The organism is Variovorax sp. OV700 (genome assembly GCF_900099805.1).
Classification (GTDB): Bacteria; Pseudomonadota; Gammaproteobacteria; order Burkholderiales; family Burkholderiaceae_C; genus Variovorax.
This window is the reverse complement of the sequence record NZ_FNDR01000002.1, coordinates 188,886-204,295: the sequence shown is the minus strand read 5'-3', so window position 1 is coordinate 204,295 and position 15,410 is coordinate 188,886. Positions and strand designations below refer to the sequence as shown.

Here is a 15,410-nt window from a genome sequence, read left to right as displayed (position 1 = left end):
ATGCCGCGCACGATCGACTATTACTTCTGGATGAACTCGGACTGGGCCTACCTGGGTGCGGATCGGCTCGAGCAGCTGGCGGCGCGGCGGGGCGCTTCGATCCGCTACCTGCCGGTCGATCTTCCCGCCGTATACGCGCGCACCGGCGGCGTGATCCTGCCGAAGCGCGCGCCCGAGCGGCAGGCCTATCGCGTTGCAGAACTGAAGCGCTGGTGCAAGCGCCTCGGCATCCATGTCAACGCTACACCCCGGTACATGTGCCCGGATGCCGGTCTCGCGTCGCGCGTGGTCATTGCGGCCGACTCGATGGGCGTGCGGGTGGCTGCGCTCTACAAGGCCATCCTGGCGGCCGAGTGGTGCGACGAACAGGACATTTCGGACGCATCGACGCTGCGGGCGATCCTCCTTTCGCAGAACCTCGACGCCGACACGCTGCTGCGCTTGGCCGAGACGTCCGCCGTGCAAACGGCCTATGTGCGAAACACCGATGCCGCCGTCGCGGCCGGTGTCTTCGGCTCGCCCTCTTACGTGCTCGAAGGCGAGCTCTTCTGGGGGCAGGACCGGTTGGACTTCCTGGACGAATCGTTGCAGAGCGAGGGCTGATCCCGGGCGGTGTGAGGTGGCGCGCACTCACCACTTCGTTTCTCCCTCGCTCACTAAGAAGTTGCGGCACGTGAATGAAAGTGTGTAATAATGTCGCCAACACACTGATTTATCAATCATGCCGACCAGTACCCGCTTCGCCGTCGCTGTCCATGTTCTGACCGCCTTGGCTGTCGGCGACGGCAAGCCGATGCGTTCCGAGGACATCGCCTATTCCGCCAATACCGGCGCCGTCGTGATCCGCGGACTGCTCTCGCGCCTTGGAGAAGCCGGCCTCACGCGCTCGCAGCTCGGTGCAGGCGGCGGTGCTTTGCTGGCCAAGCGCCCGGAGCACATTCGCCTCGTCGATGTCTATCGGGCGGTCGAGGACACAGAGCTGTTCTCGCTGCACAGGACACCGCCGTGCGAGACTTGCGCCGTGGGTGGCAACATCCTGGAAGCGATTGAACCAGTGTTGACGCGCGCCCGCAATGCGCTCGAAAAAGAGCTCTCCAGGAGCACCATTGCGGACATCGCCGGTGAGGTCGCGCGTCTCGGAAAATTCACGATACCGCTGACCTGGTGATTCCTGCTCAATTTTTGTCTTAAATGTCGGTGTGTCGTCGACATAAATACCTTCTGCCGGTTTTTTTGGGGTGCCGGCGGATCGCGAGTTTGAAAGCCCTATGTCCATGTATCCACAACAGGAGTTATTTATGAGTATCGGCATCATCGGTTCGGGCGCGCTGGGTGCCAGCGTGGCACGCGCTCTTGCAGGCAAGGGTATCGCCGCGACCATCTCGAACAGTCGGGGGCCGGCGTCGCTGGCGGCGCTGGTCGAGGAAGCGGGGCCTTCCCTCAAAGCGGGCACAGTCGAAGAGGCCGCGAGCGCCGACATCGTCGTCGTGGCGGTGCGCTGGACCGACCTCGGCAAGGTACTGGGCAGCATGCCGGCGTGGAACGGCCGGATCGTCATCGACGCCACCAACCCTGTGGAGTTTCTCGATCCCAATTCGCTCGACGCGAAGGATCCGAGCAATCCGCTCGCCGCTTATGGCATCAAGGCGATCGATCTCGGCGGGAAGTATTCGAGTGCCGTGTTCCGCGACCTCGTGCCCGGCGCGCGGGTCGTCAAAGCCTTCAACCACCTTGGCGTCGAGGCGCTGACCCAGCCCGAGCTTTCCGGCGGTACGCGCGTGCAGTTCTTCTCCGGCGACGACGCGCAAGCTAAAGCCGAAGTGCGAAAGCTCATCGAAGCACTCGGCTACTTCGCCGTCGATCTTGGGGCGCTCGACGTCGGTGGGCCGCTGGCGTCGCTGCCGTTCGGTCCGCTGGCAGCAACCAACTTCGTGAAGATCTGATGTTCGGCTCTTCTGTGCCACCCCTGCTGGTACGGCGGGGGGCGATGGTCAAGGCTGGTTAGACCGTCGCCTGTGGGCGCTTCCGCGTCTGGTTCTTCTCCGCTGCTGCGCGCGGGGGAGCGCGGCGATCGGACGGAGCCGTGTCCACGGCATCGGCCAGCAGCACGCCGGCCGAAACGATGAAGTCCGCGGCGCCTTGCAGGTCGCCCGCCAGTGCCTTGCTGGCTGCTGCGGCATCCCTTTTCTTGAGGGCGTTGACGATTCTCTCGTGATGGGTGGCCGACACGTGTTCCTTCACGCGCGTCGAGCCCGAACGAAAATCGTAGTTGAGTATCGGCCCGATGCGCAACCAGAGGGACTCGATCATCTCCAGCAGCATGGGCATGCCCGCTTGACGGTAGATTGCGAAGTGCAGTTCCTTGTTGAGTGCGATCAGATTCGATTCGCTCGGCTTCTTCGCTGCGATCTCACGAGAAAAGCGTTCATGCGCGCTCTCGATTTCCTGCAAGCCGCGCTCGTCGAGGAGCGTGGCCGCACGCTCGACCGCCAAGCCTTCCAGGTTAAGGCGGATATCGGTGATCTCGCGAAACTGGCTGACCGTCATCTGCGGCACGCGCAACACCCGGTTGGGCAGCAGCACGAGGGCCTTTTCCGACAACAGGCGGTGAACAGCTTCGCGAACGGGCATGACGCTCACGCCCAGTCCCTCCGCGATGGTGCGAAGCGACAGCTGTTCCCCCGGCATCACGCGCCCGCTCATCAGCAGATCGCTCAGCTGCTTGTAAACGTCGCCGCTTAGCGTTTGGCGGGTCAGGGGGGTGACGAGTTTGGACAGGTCCATGCTGTGGCTTGTGAGTGAGGCAACCATTGTGATCTTTTAGCACAAGGCGAGCCCCACCGTCGCTGCGATTGCTTTTGGCGTGAGTTTTGCAGCTGAGGCCCCGGCGCTATGGCTGAAACCAGAACGACAACTGCTTGTGATGTTTGATTGCCAATAGTTGAACGACCAGATGGGGGTGTGGCCGACTCTCATGCACGGAATACAACACCAAGTAGTCGTCCATCACGTACTCACGAATCTCTGCAGACTGCTCATCCAGCCGCGCGAGCGCCATTTGCGCTTCTATCGATTCAGGCTGACGGTTCATGAACGGCCGACCCATCCGCGGATGCCGCTCCAGATGTGTGAGTACCACGTCGGTGAGTTCCTCAAGCAATCGGTCATAGCCCTTGGCAAATCCGCTCTCGTCCCAGAAAGCTGCAATGCCTTCCAGATTGGCTGCGAAGTTCGCTGTGTAACGGATCTCGGCCAGTGGCTCTTTTTCGTCGCTCGCGATCATCAGCGAGTGATCCGGCGAGCCTTCAATGCAGCCAGCCCTTCGCGTGCACTGGTCGACCGACCTGCCTCCACATCTGCCAGCCCCTTTTCGATTTCACCGAGCAGCAGAAGATGAATGCTCGCGCGCTCCAGCCGGTGATAGTGGTCAAGCCGCTTGGCGTCGATCAATGCCACGGCAGGCTCGCCGTTCTTCGTGATGATCTTCTCTGCGCCGTTCTGCACCTGCTCAACCAATTCGGACAGGTGCGTGCGTGCGCTCGAAAACGGGACGATGTCGCGGACTGTGATGGACATGAGGTTCTCCAGAGCACGGTATTTTGCTCTTAATTTCGTACATTGTATGCCTTTCAAAGGCGAACCGACGACGAATGAAATTCCGTGAAGCCTCTTCCAGAGGCGCGGGATCCTAGGGCAATCCCGATAGTAGATCTGTGATCACAGACAATATGATCACATGAGTCCTGCCTTTTCCTGCCACTGGAGCCCGTTCATGAGCGCGTCAGAAGCCATCCCGAACCCATCGAATCAGCCGGTTGCCATCGTCGGCGCCGGCCTCATCGGCCGCGCCTGGGCCATTGTCTTCGCAAGGGCAGGGCATCCCGTCCGATTGCACGACGCAGACGTGGGCACCATGGAAGCCAGCCTGGCCTACATCGACGAACGCCTGCAAGAGCTCGACGGCTTCGGTCTTCTCGACGACCAGCCGGCCGTGGTGCTCGCACGCATTCGCTGCGAGCCCGACCTGGCCGCAGCGCTGAAGGATGTCGTCATCGTCCAGGAAAACATCCGCGAAACGGTGGAGGCCAAGACGGCCATCTTTGCGCAGCTTGATGCGCTCGCGCCGGCCGACGCGGTGCTGGCGAGCTCCACGTCGTGGCTGCCGGCGTCCACCTTCACCGAGCAGTTGCCGGGCCGCGCGCGCTGTCTCGTCGGCCACCCGACCAATCCGCCGTACCTGGTGCCGCTTGTCGAGCTTTGCCCCGCGCCCTGGACCGACCCCAAGGTCATGGCACGGGCCCATGCGATCTACGCCGCCGCGGGGCAGACGCCGGTGACGCTGTCTCGCGAGATCAACGGCTTTCTGCTCAACCGCGTGCAGGCAGCCGTGCTCAACGAATGCTTCACGCTGTTCGAGCAGGGGCTCGCGAGCTCCGAGGACATCGACAAGGTGCTCAAGGATGGCCTGGCTTTGCGCTGGTCGTTCATGGGTCCGTTCGAGACCATCGACCTCAATGCGCCCGCCGGCGTGAAGGACTACGCAATGCGCTACGGGCCGCAGAACCGCGCAGCCATGGCCGGCGTCCAGCCCTTCAGCTGGGCGGACGAGACCGTGGGGCGCGTCGACGGCGAGCGCCGCAAGCAGCTCGACGTCGCCGAGATCGGTGCGCGCTCCGCCTGGCGAGACCGTCGGCTGATGGCGCTCGCGGCACACAAGCGGCAGGCCGCCGCTTCCTGAATCAAAAAGAAGGAAAGAAGATATGACGCAACAAACCTCCTCGAGGCGGAAATTCCTCAAACTGGCGGCCGCGGGTTCGGCCGTGTCGGCCTTCGGGCCGGCCGCACTGGCTCAAGGCACGCAATGGCCGACCAAGCCGGTTTCCCTCCTCGTCGGCTATCCGCCCGGCGGGCTCACGGACGCGGGCGCTCGGTTCGTCAGCAGGGGAATGGCCGCAGCACTGGGCCAGCCGGTCCTGGTCGACAACAAGCCCGGCGCATCGGGCAACATCGCCGCGTCCGAGGTGCTGCGAGCGGCCGATCCCTTCAAGCTGTTGGTGGCGAACACAAGCTTCACCATCAATCCGCATACCTACTCGACACCTTCGCCGCTGCCGACCCAGTTCACCCCCATCGGGCTGATCCTCGAATCGCAGATGGTCCTGTGCGTCAACCCTGCGTCTCCGGCCAAGACGCTTGCCCAGTTCATCACCTGGGTGAAGGCGGAAAGCACGAAGGACTTCAGCTACGCATCGTCGGGCAACGGTGGCAACACGCACCTGGCGATGGAGTATTTCCGTGAGCGAACCGGGCTACCGAAAATGAGCCACGTCCCGTACAAGGGCAGCGCCCCAGCCATCCAGGATGTGGTGGGCAACCAGGTCCCATGCATGATGGATGCGGCGTCCTTGCTGATCCCTTTCATCGCGAGCGGCAAGCTGCGTCCGATTCTCGTGACCGGAAGCGCGCGGCTTCCGGCACTGCCGGACGTTCCCACCGCCACCGAGCTCGGCGTCAAGGATTTCGTGGTGACGGTGTTCGTGGGGCTGTGGGGTCCGCCCAACCTGCCCGCCGAAATCGTCAAGAAGGCGAATGCGGCAATGAACGCTGCACTGTCCGACCCTGCGATCAGCGGGCAGATCACCAAGAATGGAGACGCGGTGGGAGGCGGCAGCGCCGAGCGGCTGGCCGAGCTGACCGCCTCCAACTACAAGCTCTGGGGCGAGGTCGCGCGTCGAAACGGCGTGCGCGCGGAGTAGGGCGCCGCGCGCCGGGGCTCACGCCGGCGTCATGGCCCTGTGCACGAGCAGCGTGTCGGTGAACTGCTCGAAAGCGACCACCTTCCCGCCCTGCAGTTGCCAGACATGCGCCACGCGCGCCTGCATCGGCTTGCCGGTTGCGCGGAACGTGCCGTGGTAGGTGCCCACGCCGACGATGCTGTCGCCCGCATCCACCAGTCGTTCCAGCTCGAAGCGATAACCGTCCCAGTCGCGGCCCAGCACCGCAAAGACGTTGTCGATGACGGCCTGCGGACCGACCCAGGTGCCGGCGCACGGAAAGCCGGCCATTTCGGTCCAGCGCACCTGCGGCGACACCTCGGCCATCATGGCCGCGAGATCGCCGCGGGCCGAAGCCGCGTAGTGGTCCCGCACGATGTCCAGGTGGCTGCGCGCACTCACCACTTCATTTCTCCCTTGTTGACCTTGGCACCGATGTCCAGCGCTACGCCAAGGCCCGCGTCCGGGTAGGCCTGCTTCATCGCGCCGATGAGCGCAGCGCTGTCGGCTGCCTTCGGCAGCTCCTGCTCGTAGCGCGTCAGGTAGGCCTGGCTCCAGGCGATCTGCGATGCGTCCTGCTTGGCGCCCACGGCGCTGTGGCCCGGGATGACCCGGGTCGGCTGCAGGGCGGCCATCGCACCGAGCTTGGTGGCCCAGTCGGCGCGCTCCTGCGGCGTTTGCGCATCGGCCGTCCAGAGGTGCAGGCCGGCGTACACGTTCACGCCGCCGGCAATGGTCTTGAGCGACGGAATCCACACGTAGCTGCGATGCGGCTGGTTGTCGTCGAGCCCGCGCACCTCGATCGACTGGCCTTCGAGCGAGATCGTGCTGCCCGTCAGCACCTCAGGCAGCGGGACGCTCTTGGGCGCATTGGCGCCCATGCGTGGGCCCCACACCTGCAGCTTGGTGGCCAGCGTGGCCTGGATCTTCTTCAGCGTGGGCGCGGTGGTCACCACCTTGGCGTCGGGGAAATACTGCTTGAGCACCTCGATGCCGAAGTAGTAATCAGGATCGGCCTGGGTGATGAAGATGGTCTTGAGCGTCTTCTTGCTGTCGAGCACCATGGCTGCGATGCGCAGCGCATCGGCGCGCGTGAAGCCCGTGTCCAGCAGCACGGCGTCGGTCTGCCCGGCGACCAGCACCGAGTTGACATGGAAGCTGTTGGCATCGGCGTTGTAGACCTCGAGGGTCAGCGGCGGCGCCGACTGCGCCGAGGCATCGGTGGCGACGACGCCGAGCGTCATGGCGGCCGGCAGCAGGGCAAGGGAAAAGAACTTGATCGTTTTCATGAGGGACTCCATCGAAGCTGAGGGTTGCAGATGGGCTCATCGTATTGATTCGGTTATCGAAGATAAACTTCGGTTCACTCAATTGATTGTCAACTGGATCGATTCAATCCATGGACCACCTCAGCGCCATCCGCACCTTCATCGAGATCGCCGACCAGGGCAGCCTCACCCGCGCAGCCGAAGTGCTCGACCTTTCGCGCGCCATGGTCAGCCGCCATCTCGAAGGCCTGGAGCAGTGGCTCGGCGCGCGGCTCTTGCATCGCACCACCCGCCGCGTGAGCCTGAGCGATGCGGGACAGGAGGCGCTGCCCCGGTTGCGCCAGATGCTCGAGCTGGCCTCGGACGTGCAGGCCGTCACCGGCGCACGGCGAACGGAGCCCGCGGGCAAGCTGCGGCTCACCACCAGCTTGTCGTTCGCGGTCTCGAATCTCACGCGCGCGATCGTGGAGTTCCAAAGCCTCTATCCGCGCATCGAGGTCGAACTGCTCACCGTTGACCGCACGATCGACCTGGTCGATGAACGCATCGACCTGGCCATCCGCATTTCCAATCGGCTGGACGACGGCGTGGTGGCGCGCCAGATCGGCACCTGCCGCTCGGTGTTGTGCGCATCGCCCGCTTACCTGGAGCGGCGCGGCGTGCCCAAGCGGCCCGAGGACCTTTCGGCGCACGAATGCATCACGCATGCCTTCGGAAGTCGTGCCGAGTATCGGCTGCGCAAGGGAGGCCGCTCGGTCAGCATTGCGGTGAGAGGCAGCCTGTCGAGCAACGAGACGTCGGTGCTGCGCGCGGGCGCGCTGGCGGACGCCGGCATTGCGATGCTGCCCACCTACTTCGTCGCGGACGAACTCGCACGCGGCGCGCTGGTGCGCCTGCTGCCGGACCACGAGCCCGAAGTGCTCGGCATCCATGCCGTCATCCTGTCACGCCAGCATCAGCCGAGGCCGCTCAAGCTGCTGATCGATTTCCTCGCGGAGCGTTTTTCTTCCATGTGAGCGAGCGCGGTGGCCTGAACTGGATGTCTTTCTGCCGAAGACCCAGAGCAATCAACGCGCCCCTCGATCGTGCACGTCTGGAGCCTTTTTGCGGCGGCGTGTGGACGGCGCCTGGCCAAGACTTTCACGGATGATGACTTCGTGGCTCAACGCGGGGGTTTCGCCGAGGTCCCGGTCCTCGATCAGCCCGACCAGTCGCCGTGCAGAAAGAGTTCCCATCTGCGCTGTTGGAATATGCACGGTAGCGAGGGGTGGAATCGTAAGGCTGGCGAGCTCGATGTCGTCATAGCCCGTGATGGACATTTCGTCAGGTACGACGATGCCATGCATGCGGCACTCGTGCAGCGCGCCGATGGCCAACGTATCGGTGTTGCACATGACCGCCGTCGGACGCTGGGCCATGGCCAGGATGTGGCGCATGGCGAGCTTGCCACCCTCCACGGACAACGGCTGCTCGACGATCCAATCCTCGCGCAGTGTCAGGCCATGGTCGGCCATGGCGTCGGCGGTGCCGCTCACCCTCTGGCGTGCGCGCTCGTTGTGCTTGCGGGAGCCACAGACGACAGCAATGTCCTTGTGTCCCTTGGCGAGAACTGCACGTGTGAGGTCGTAGGCCGCCTGACGGTTGGAGAAGCCGACTGTGTGGCCGTAGGGCGGCTGCTCAAGCGACCATGTCAGGACCAAAGGAAGCTTGCGATGACGCACAAGGTCGAACACCTGTTGATCATGCTCGACACCCACCAGGATGAGGCCATCCACGCCCCGCTCGACGATGGAGCGCACCACTTCGTATTCCCGCTCCTCGACGTATTCGTGGCTCGCCACGACCAGCTGGTAGCCAAAACCCCATAGCGTTTGCTGAAGGGCGTGGATGGAGTCTGCGAACGCCGGGTTGTGCAATGTCGGATAAACCGCGCCTACCGAAAATGTTCGGCGCGATGCGAGCGCCCGAGCCGCACCGTTGCGCACGTAGCCCAGTTGCTCCACAGCCTGCGTGACACGCTTGAGCGTCTTTGGTTTGACGAGGCCTGGATCCGACAGGGCGCGGGATGCACTTCCCAATGAGACGTCGGCCAGTCGTGCAACGTCCTCGAGAGTGGGTCTGCCAGTTGGCGATTGAGGCATGGATGGAATCTTGGAAGGCGATGGTGTATCTGCCGAACCGGACCCGCCAAGCCGCCAGATCGACAGGGACGAAGAGCAGATGAAGCGCTTCATGATACGAGAAACTTAGCGCCCCCAAGAACACGCAAGCCAGCCTTGTCGCCCGAGCAAAGGCGCAACTGGAGTTCTTGCGCATTCGGGAAAACACCATGCATGCGCTTCAGCTTGCCGTGCAAAATGAAGCGCTTCCAAATCGCAAATGTCCGCATACACGTTGCAACGAGAACAAGTGGCTCCAAAAAATGAAGCGCTTCAAAAAGCAACATATTTGGAGCCGCTGGCCCAGCGGAGTCTCTGAGAGGTCTGCGGTCGCCGACGGCGGGCATCAGTGCAGGCAGTGCGCAAGAGCTGCGCTTTTTTAACGAGAACCTTGATCAAGGAGCCATATGGAAGCGAAGAACGTGCCTCATGTGCGAGAGCTTTTGGAAGGCTCTCCAAAAAATTGGGGCAAATGGGGCAAGGACGACGAGGTCGGCTCGCTCAACTACCTGACATCAGCAGAAATCTTGCGCGGCATTGCAACAGTGAAGCAAGGCAAGAGTTTCACGCTGCAAGTTCGGATGGGTGACCCTGGCGGCGACCCGGTATGGCCCGGCCGGCAATCCGCAAAGCGGATGAATGTCATGGACCGGGGCCATTACCTGTGCGGCAAGGGTCCGCGGTTTCCCGGCCAGTACGAATATGCCGACGACGTGATGTTCATGTACCTGCAAGGCTCCACGCAGTACGACGCGCTGGGGCACGTCTGGTACGACGATCAGATATGGAATGGCTACGACGCGGATACCACCATTGGCGGCTTGGCCAAGGCGAGCGTGCTGCCCATCGGCGAAAGAGGCGTTGTAGGCCGCGGCATTCTGATCGACATGGCGCGCCATCGCGGAAAAGAAGTTCTCGGCCCCGGTGAAACCTTCTCGCATATCGATTTGCTCGAGGCCGCGCAAAAGCAGGGCGTGGTGATCGAGAAGCGGGACATCCTGATTATCCGCACCGGTTGGGTCGGGTCTTTCTACAAGCGCGAGCACGCCGAGTTCTACAAGGACTTCAAGGAACCCGGCCTTACCTACAGCCCCGAGCTGGTCCAGTGGTTCCAGGACATGGAGATCCCCAATCTCGTCACCGACACGATGGCCAACGAGGTGACCGTCGATCCGATCTCCGGTGTCGAGCTTCCATTGCACAACGCACTGATGAGAAATCTCGGCGTTGCACTGACGGAAATTGCGCAACTCGATCCTCTGGCAGAGGACTGCGCCGAAGACGGCCAGTGGACTTTTCTCTACGCAGCTGCCCCTTTGAAGATCGTCGGCGGCTCAGGTGCGCCGGTGAATCCCATCGTCCTCAAATAGTTTTTCCCGGGGCATCTGTCGATCAGACCGGCCGATCCCATTTTGCCAATCGCCCATTGGGCACTTATTTTTATAACTGGAGACTACGATGATCAAGAGCTATACCATCGCCGCGCGCTCGGTGCTCGCATTGAGCGCCGCCATTGCCTTTTCAGGTGCGGCTGTTGCGAAAGACAAAGTCTTTCTCAGCATGAGCTACATCGGCAACGATTGGCAGGGAGAGGCGGCGTCGATGCAACGCGCCATGGCATCGCACCCCAGCAACAAGGACAAGATCGATTTCGAAGTCCAGGTCGCCGGGCCCAATGCGCAAAAGCAGATCCAGCAGATCAACGCCATGGTGCAAGCAGGCGCCAAGGCGATCGTGATTTACCCGATTTCGCCGACCGCGCTGAATCAGGCGGTCAAGGCGGCATGCGACAAGGGTGTGCATGTCTTTGCGTACGACGCCGAGATCACCGAGCCTTGTGCCCACAACGTGCACATCGATCAGCTCCTCGCCGGCAAGGTCGCCGCCGAGTGGTTGGTCAAGGCCATGGGCGGCAAGGGCAACGTGGTGTACCTCTCCGGTGTTCCCGGCACATCGACCGACACGCAGCGCACCAAGGCCTCGATGGAAGTCTTTGCCAAATACCCGGATGTCAAGGTGGTTGCCCAGGGCGTCGGCATGTGGAGCCAGGCCGTGGCTCGCACCGAGATGACCAAGATCCTGGCGTCGCATTCCTGGGACAAGGTCGACGGCCTGCTTGTCCAGGTGGGCTGCTACACCGTCTTTTCGATGCAGGACGAGGCCGGCATCCCTGACGCCAAGAAGAAGCCGTGTGCGGGCGAGGGCGCCAATGGCCACCGGATCCAGATGCTGCCGGCGTCCAACAAGGAAGTCGAAGGCGCCAACGGAACCTATCGGCCGATGGGTGCGCCGAGCTTCTCCTATTCGTCCCCGCCGGTGTCTGGTGCCTATGCGCTCAAGCTCGCGATCCAGGCGCTGGGGGGCAAGAAGTTCCCGCACGACGTCATCGTGCCGCTGCCGCAAGTGACCAACGACACCGTGAAGCTTTGCAAGGAAGGCACGTGGAAGGAAATGAAGGCGGGCTGCAATGTGTTCCAGCCGTCCGTCGTCACCAATCCGGGCTGGTTCGCGGACGTCTTCAATCCTGAAACGCCTGAAGTCGCGCTCAATGCCGCGCTCACGGGCCAGGCCGAGAAGTAAGCCGGCACCATGGCCTGATCAGGAGTTGTCGGCATGTCCAAGCCAACGCAAGCCATCAGCGTCGAGCAGGTACGCAAGGCCTTCGGGCCGACCGTAGCGCTCGAGAGCGTGACGTACAGCATCGCTGCCGGGAAGGTTCACGCGCTTCTGGGGGAAAACGGGGCGGGAAAGTCCACCTCGGTCAAGATCCTCAGCGGCCTGGTGCGCCCGGACAGCGGAGTGATCCGCCTGTTCGGCGAAGAGGTCCGCATGAACAGCCCACGCGACGCGCACAGGCTGGGCGTGCAGACAGCCTTTCAGGAACTGACCCTGATCCCGGATCTCAGCGTGGCGGAAAATCTGCTGCTGCCGTACCAGCCGACCGGCTTTGCCGGTTTGCTCAACAAGAAGGCGGCGGAGGAGCGCGTTGCAGCCAGCCTGGAGAAGATGGGCCTGCACATGATTTCGCCGCGCGCCGAAGTGCGCTCGCTGGATCTGCCGCTGCGCCAGAAGATCGAAATCGCCAAGGCGGCGCTGCGCGAGCCCAAGGTCTTGCTGCTCGACGAACCGACCTCGGCGCTGTCGGGTGAAGACATCGCGTGGCTGGGACAGATCATTGCCCAGCAAAAGGCCCGCGGCACGACGATCATCTTCATCACGCACCGCATGCCCGAGGTGCGCATGTTCTGCGACAGCCTGACCATCCTGCGCAATGGCTCCAGCGTGGGCACGTTCGGCATCGACGAGATCTCGGACGAAGAGGTGATCGAGCAAATCATCGGCCGCTCGCTGGAGAAGACCTTCCCGCCCAAACCGCCGGTGGACCGGAGCGCGGCGCCGGTGCTGGCGGTGCGCGACATGTCGGCCGGGCGGCTGCGCAACGCGTCCCTGTCGCTGCAGCCCGGCGAGGTGCTGGGCGTGGCCGGCCTCGCGGGCATGGGGCAACTGGAGCTCTTCCTGTCGCTCTTCGGAGACATCCCGGCAAGCTCGGGCACCATCACGGTGGACGGGCGCGAGGTGAAGATCGAATCGCCGCGCGACGCCATCGACGCCAAGCTGGGCATCACGCTCGTGCCCGAAGAGCGCAAGACAGAGGCGCTGTTTCTGCGCCTCGACGGTCGGCAGAACACCGCGCTGCCGGTGCTCGATCGGTACACGCGCTTCGGGCTCATCGACAGCGAGGCCGAGGGCCTTGCCGTTGCCGGCGCCCTGGCCAAGGTGCAGGTCGCCGAACGCGCGTTGCACATGCCGGCCAGCGCGTTCAGCGGCGGCAACCAGCAGAAGATCGTCATGGCGAAGTGGCTGCTAGCCGGCGGGCGGGTGCTGCTGCTGTTCGACCCCACGCGCGGGGTCGACGTGGGGACCAAGCACGAAATTTATCTGCTCATCAACGAGTACGTGCGGGCGGGCGGTTCGGTCATTCTGTATTCGACCGAAATCGAGGAGGTGGTGCATCTGAGCCATCGTGTCGTCGTGTTCTACGGCGGCAGCATCGTTCGTGAGATCGACGGTGAGGCCGAAGCCATCTCGGAATCGGAAATCATGCGTGCGGCATTGGGAAATTCGCCCCAACATGGCTCCGCAGCGGCTAGCCAGAAGGCGGTTCAATCATGAGCAACACTGCAATTGTTTCGTTCGCGCCACCAGCGGAATCGCTGATGGCCCGCTGGGCGCCAGGGCGCGCCAAGGGGCTCTTGATCGCGATCGCGGTCTTGGTGGTGCTCTTTGCGCTCGTCAACTTCCTGTCGGCCACGCCTCTGGCGTATCCCGACCTGCTTTACCTCTCCTCCGGGGGACTGACACTGGCGGTCGCGGCGCTCGGAGCAACCATCGTCATCCTCACGGGCGGCTTCGACCTGAGTGCAGGCGCGGTGATCTCCCTTGTGAATGTGCTGGTGGCCGTCTACCTCAACGATCACCCGGCCTCGCAAGGCACGGCCGTGCTCCTCGGCCTGGGCGTGGGTGCGCTGGTGGGCGCGTTCAATGGGTTCTTCGTGGCCGTCCTGCGCTTGCAGTCGATCGTGGTCACGCTTTCCACGATGTTCATCCTCTCCGGCATCACGCTGGTGGTCATGGACAAGCCTGGCGGGATGGTCCCAGAGTCTTTCACCCGGTTCTTCACGGGCAGCGCGATCGAAGGTGTTTTGCCCGCGCCCGTACTGGTGCTCGGGTTCGTCGTGCTGGCCTGGCTGGCGATCAAGAAAACCCGATTCGGCACCGCACTCTATGCGGTCGGCAGTGATCACGAGGCAGCGACCTATTCAGGCATCAACGTGGTGATGACCAAGCTTGGCGCCTACACGCTGGCCGGCTTGGCCTATGGCGCCGCGGGCGTGCTCGTGACAGCGCAGACCGCGACAGGGGATCCGTTGGTGGGCACGCCCCTGCTGCTGCAGACGTTCACTGCCGTCGTGCTGGGAGGCACTGTACTGGGCGGGGGCCGAGGCGGCTGCGTGGGCTCCGTCGTTGGTGCATACAGCCTGATGCTGATCGTCAACATCCTGTTGGTGTTGAACGTGCCGGCCTACTACGGCACCATCGTGGAAGGCCTGGTGCTGATCGCAGCCGCGCTCGGCACCACCGGCGTGACTCGTGCACAACTGGCCCACTGGTGGCGTCAGACGGTCAAGCGGCGTGTCGCCGACGCGGCGCGCTCGAGTCCGGTCGTGCGGCTGGTGGCGCCGGCACAGCAACTGCCCGCCAGCGCGAACTGGCTCAAGACACATGGTGCCGCGCTTCGCTACGTGTTGCCGGCCTATGTGTGCCTGCTTCTGATCATGCTGGCGATGGTGGTCCTCGGGCGCCCGATCGACATTGGCTATCTGAACACCTTGATTCTGCTGGGCTCGTTTCTGGTGGTGCTGGCCCTGGGCCAGGGCACTGTCATTCTGACCGGGGGGCTGGATCTGTCGGTGCCCTGGACCATCGGGCTTTGCGGCATCCTGCTGGGCGGCTTTGCCCGTGGCAGCAACGAAGCCGCTGTGTGGGCGGTGCCATTGGTGCTCGCCATCGGGGTTCTGATCGGCCTGGTCAACGGGCTGGCCATCGTGCTGTTCAGGCTTCCGCCGATCGTGGCGACCTTGGCGATGAACGGGCTGCTGCAGGGCTTTGCGCTGCTCTACAGCAACGGCACGCCAGACGGATTTGCACCGCCCGCCCTCAAATGGCTGATGAATGCGCGGATCGGATCGTTCACGCCGGTGGTGTTCGCCGTGGTTTTGTTCGCGGCGCTGGGCATCGTTCTGCTGTCGCGCACTGTGTTCGGGCGACATGTCTACGCAGTTGGCAACAGCCAACGGGTGGCGCATCTTTCCGGCGTCAATGTCGGGCGCGTGACCATGAGCGTCTATGCCTTGAGTGGTCTGTGCTCGGCCCTTGTCGGGGTGATGCTCACGGGCTTCGGCGGCCAGGCCAGCCTCGGAATGGGCGATCCCTACCTGCTGCCATCGATCGCCGTGGTCGTCATTGGCGGCACCCTCATCACGGGGGGGCGCGGAAAGTACATCGGGATGATCGGCGGCGTGCTGCTGCTGACCGCCCTGCAGACCCTGCTCGCCGGCACGACGATACCGCCCTCGATCCGCGATGTGATCTACGGTGTTGTCATCTTGTGCGCGGTGGTGATGCTGCGTGAACGGTCGTCCCACTGA

16 protein-coding genes are annotated in these 15,410 nt (G+C 63.3%); 10 read left to right on the top strand and 6 right to left on the bottom strand.

What is annotated here, in order from left to right:
• From BLR24_RS04550 to BLR24_RS04540, 3 genes are all read left to right on the top strand, one after another.
• A complete protein-coding gene (locus tag BLR24_RS04550; RefSeq protein WP_093013367.1) occupies positions 1-603 on the top strand; it encodes a 2-hydroxychromene-2-carboxylate isomerase in 603 nt (200 codons plus the stop codon).
• 118 nt (positions 604-721) lie between these two features.
• Positions 722-1,168 (top strand): Rrf2 family transcriptional regulator, encoded by a 447-nt coding sequence (locus BLR24_RS04545; protein WP_093013364.1) that lies wholly within the window; start codon positions 722-724, stop codon positions 1,166-1,168.
• A gap of 130 nt (positions 1,169-1,298) precedes the next feature.
• Positions 1,299-1,943 (top strand): NADPH-dependent F420 reductase, encoded by a 645-nt coding sequence (locus BLR24_RS04540; RefSeq protein WP_093013361.1) that lies wholly within the window; start codon positions 1,299-1,301, stop codon positions 1,941-1,943.
• 58 nt (positions 1,944-2,001) lie between these two features.
• On the opposite strand, the gene BLR24_RS04535 is transcribed toward BLR24_RS04540, so the two are convergent.
• From BLR24_RS04535 to BLR24_RS04525, 3 genes are all read right to left on the bottom strand, one after another.
• Entirely contained in the window at positions 2,002-2,784 is a 783-nt protein-coding gene (locus BLR24_RS04535) for a GntR family transcriptional regulator (protein ID WP_093013358.1), read from the bottom strand.
• A gap of 106 nt (positions 2,785-2,890) precedes the next feature.
• Positions 2,891-3,283 carry a type II toxin-antitoxin system RelE/ParE family toxin gene (locus tag BLR24_RS04530; RefSeq protein ID WP_254787164.1) on the bottom strand — a complete coding sequence of 131 codons (393 nt, stop codon included), beginning with the start codon at positions 3,281-3,283 and terminating at the stop codon, positions 2,891-2,893.
• Positions 3,283-3,576: a type II toxin-antitoxin system Phd/YefM family antitoxin gene (locus BLR24_RS04525; RefSeq protein WP_093013355.1), complete on the bottom strand. Its 294-nt coding sequence runs from the start codon at positions 3,574-3,576 to the stop codon at positions 3,283-3,285. The genes BLR24_RS04530 and BLR24_RS04525 overlap by 1 nt, the downstream gene beginning before the upstream one ends.
• A 196-nt stretch (positions 3,577-3,772) precedes the next feature.
• On the opposite strand from BLR24_RS04525, the gene BLR24_RS04520 reads away from it, so the two are divergent.
• Positions 3,773-4,738 carry a 3-hydroxyacyl-CoA dehydrogenase gene (locus BLR24_RS04520; RefSeq protein ID WP_093013352.1) on the top strand — a complete coding sequence of 322 codons (966 nt, stop codon included), beginning with the start codon at positions 3,773-3,775 and terminating at the stop codon, positions 4,736-4,738.
• A 22-nt stretch (positions 4,739-4,760) separates the two neighbouring features.
• Complete coding sequence (locus BLR24_RS04515; RefSeq protein WP_093013350.1) at positions 4,761-5,756, top strand: Bug family tripartite tricarboxylate transporter substrate binding protein; 996 nt, start codon at positions 4,761-4,763, stop codon at positions 5,754-5,756.
• 18 nt (positions 5,757-5,774) lie between these two features.
• Here BLR24_RS04515 and BLR24_RS04510 read toward each other — a convergent pair whose 3' ends face one another.
• Complete coding sequence (locus BLR24_RS04510; RefSeq protein ID WP_254787163.1) at positions 5,775-6,176, bottom strand: nuclear transport factor 2 family protein; 402 nt, start codon at positions 6,174-6,176, stop codon at positions 5,775-5,777.
• Positions 6,173-7,063 carry an MBL fold metallo-hydrolase gene (locus BLR24_RS04505; protein WP_093013347.1) on the bottom strand — a complete coding sequence of 297 codons (891 nt, stop codon included), beginning with the start codon at positions 7,061-7,063 and terminating at the stop codon, positions 6,173-6,175. Before BLR24_RS04505 ends, BLR24_RS04510 begins: the two co-directional genes overlap by 4 nt.
• A gap of 110 nt (positions 7,064-7,173) precedes the next feature.
• Here BLR24_RS04505 and BLR24_RS04500 point away from each other — a divergent pair, with 110 nt between their 5' ends.
• Positions 7,174-8,058 carry a LysR family transcriptional regulator gene (locus BLR24_RS04500; RefSeq protein ID WP_093013344.1) on the top strand — a complete coding sequence of 295 codons (885 nt, stop codon included), beginning with the start codon at positions 7,174-7,176 and terminating at the stop codon, positions 8,056-8,058.
• 51 nt (positions 8,059-8,109) lie between these two features.
• Here the strand turns inward: BLR24_RS04500 and BLR24_RS04495 are convergent, their stop codons facing one another.
• Entirely contained in the window at positions 8,110-9,276 is a 1,167-nt protein-coding gene (locus BLR24_RS04495) for a LacI family DNA-binding transcriptional regulator (RefSeq protein ID WP_093013341.1), read from the bottom strand.
• 332 nt (positions 9,277-9,608) lie between these two features.
• On the opposite strand from BLR24_RS04495, the gene BLR24_RS04490 reads away from it, so the two are divergent.
• The 4 genes from BLR24_RS04490 (at position 9,609) to BLR24_RS04475 (ending at position 15,410) form a co-directional block, all read left to right on the top strand.
• A complete protein-coding gene (locus BLR24_RS04490) occupies positions 9,609-10,571 on the top strand; it encodes a cyclase family protein (RefSeq protein ID WP_093013338.1) in 963 nt (320 codons plus the stop codon).
• Between the two features lie 88 nt (positions 10,572-10,659).
• On the top strand, positions 10,660-11,781 hold the full coding sequence (locus BLR24_RS04485; RefSeq protein WP_093013335.1) for a sugar ABC transporter substrate-binding protein: 1,122 nt from the start codon (positions 10,660-10,662) through the stop codon (positions 11,779-11,781).
• A 33-nt stretch (positions 11,782-11,814) separates the two neighbouring features.
• Entirely contained in the window at positions 11,815-13,374 is a 1,560-nt protein-coding gene (locus tag BLR24_RS04480) for a sugar ABC transporter ATP-binding protein (protein ID WP_093013332.1), read from the top strand.
• Positions 13,371-15,410 (top strand): ABC transporter permease, encoded by a 2,040-nt coding sequence (locus BLR24_RS04475; RefSeq protein WP_093013329.1) that lies wholly within the window; start codon positions 13,371-13,373, stop codon positions 15,408-15,410. Before BLR24_RS04480 ends, BLR24_RS04475 begins: the two co-directional genes overlap by 4 nt.

Bases quoted from the DNA above. Each gene is read 5' to 3' on its own strand.
- BLR24_RS04485 (WP_093013335.1), top strand. From the start codon at position 10,660: ATGATCAAGAGCTATACCATCGCCGCGCGCTCGGTGCTCGCATTGAGC.
- BLR24_RS04545 (WP_093013364.1), top strand. From the start codon at position 722: ATGCCGACCAGTACCCGCTTCGCCGTCGCTGTCCATGTTCTGACCGCC.
- BLR24_RS04495 (WP_093013341.1), bottom strand. From the start codon at position 9,276: ATGAAGCGCTTCATCTGCTCTTCGTCCCTGTCGATCTGGCGGCTTGGC.
- BLR24_RS04520 (WP_093013352.1), top strand. From the start codon at position 3,773: ATGAGCGCGTCAGAAGCCATCCCGAACCCATCGAATCAGCCGGTTGCC.
- BLR24_RS04530 (WP_254787164.1), bottom strand. From the start codon at position 3,283: ATGATCGCGAGCGACGAAAAAGAGCCACTGGCCGAGATCCGTTACACA.
- BLR24_RS04505 (WP_093013347.1), bottom strand. From the start codon at position 7,063: ATGAAAACGATCAAGTTCTTTTCCCTTGCCCTGCTGCCGGCCGCCATG.
- BLR24_RS04500 (WP_093013344.1), top strand. From the start codon at position 7,174: ATGGACCACCTCAGCGCCATCCGCACCTTCATCGAGATCGCCGACCAG.
- BLR24_RS04480 (WP_093013332.1), top strand. From the start codon at position 11,815: ATGTCCAAGCCAACGCAAGCCATCAGCGTCGAGCAGGTACGCAAGGCC.
- BLR24_RS04490 (WP_093013338.1), top strand. From the start codon at position 9,609: ATGGAAGCGAAGAACGTGCCTCATGTGCGAGAGCTTTTGGAAGGCTCT.
- BLR24_RS04475 (WP_093013329.1), top strand. From the start codon at position 13,371: ATGAGCAACACTGCAATTGTTTCGTTCGCGCCACCAGCGGAATCGCTG.
- BLR24_RS04550 (WP_093013367.1), top strand. From the start codon at position 1: ATGCCGCGCACGATCGACTATTACTTCTGGATGAACTCGGACTGGGCC.
- BLR24_RS04540 (WP_093013361.1), top strand. From the start codon at position 1,299: ATGAGTATCGGCATCATCGGTTCGGGCGCGCTGGGTGCCAGCGTGGCA.
- BLR24_RS04515 (WP_093013350.1), top strand. From the start codon at position 4,761: ATGACGCAACAAACCTCCTCGAGGCGGAAATTCCTCAAACTGGCGGCC.
- BLR24_RS04535 (WP_093013358.1), bottom strand. From the start codon at position 2,784: ATGGACCTGTCCAAACTCGTCACCCCCCTGACCCGCCAAACGCTAAGC.
- BLR24_RS04525 (WP_093013355.1), bottom strand. From the start codon at position 3,576: ATGTCCATCACAGTCCGCGACATCGTCCCGTTTTCGAGCGCACGCACG.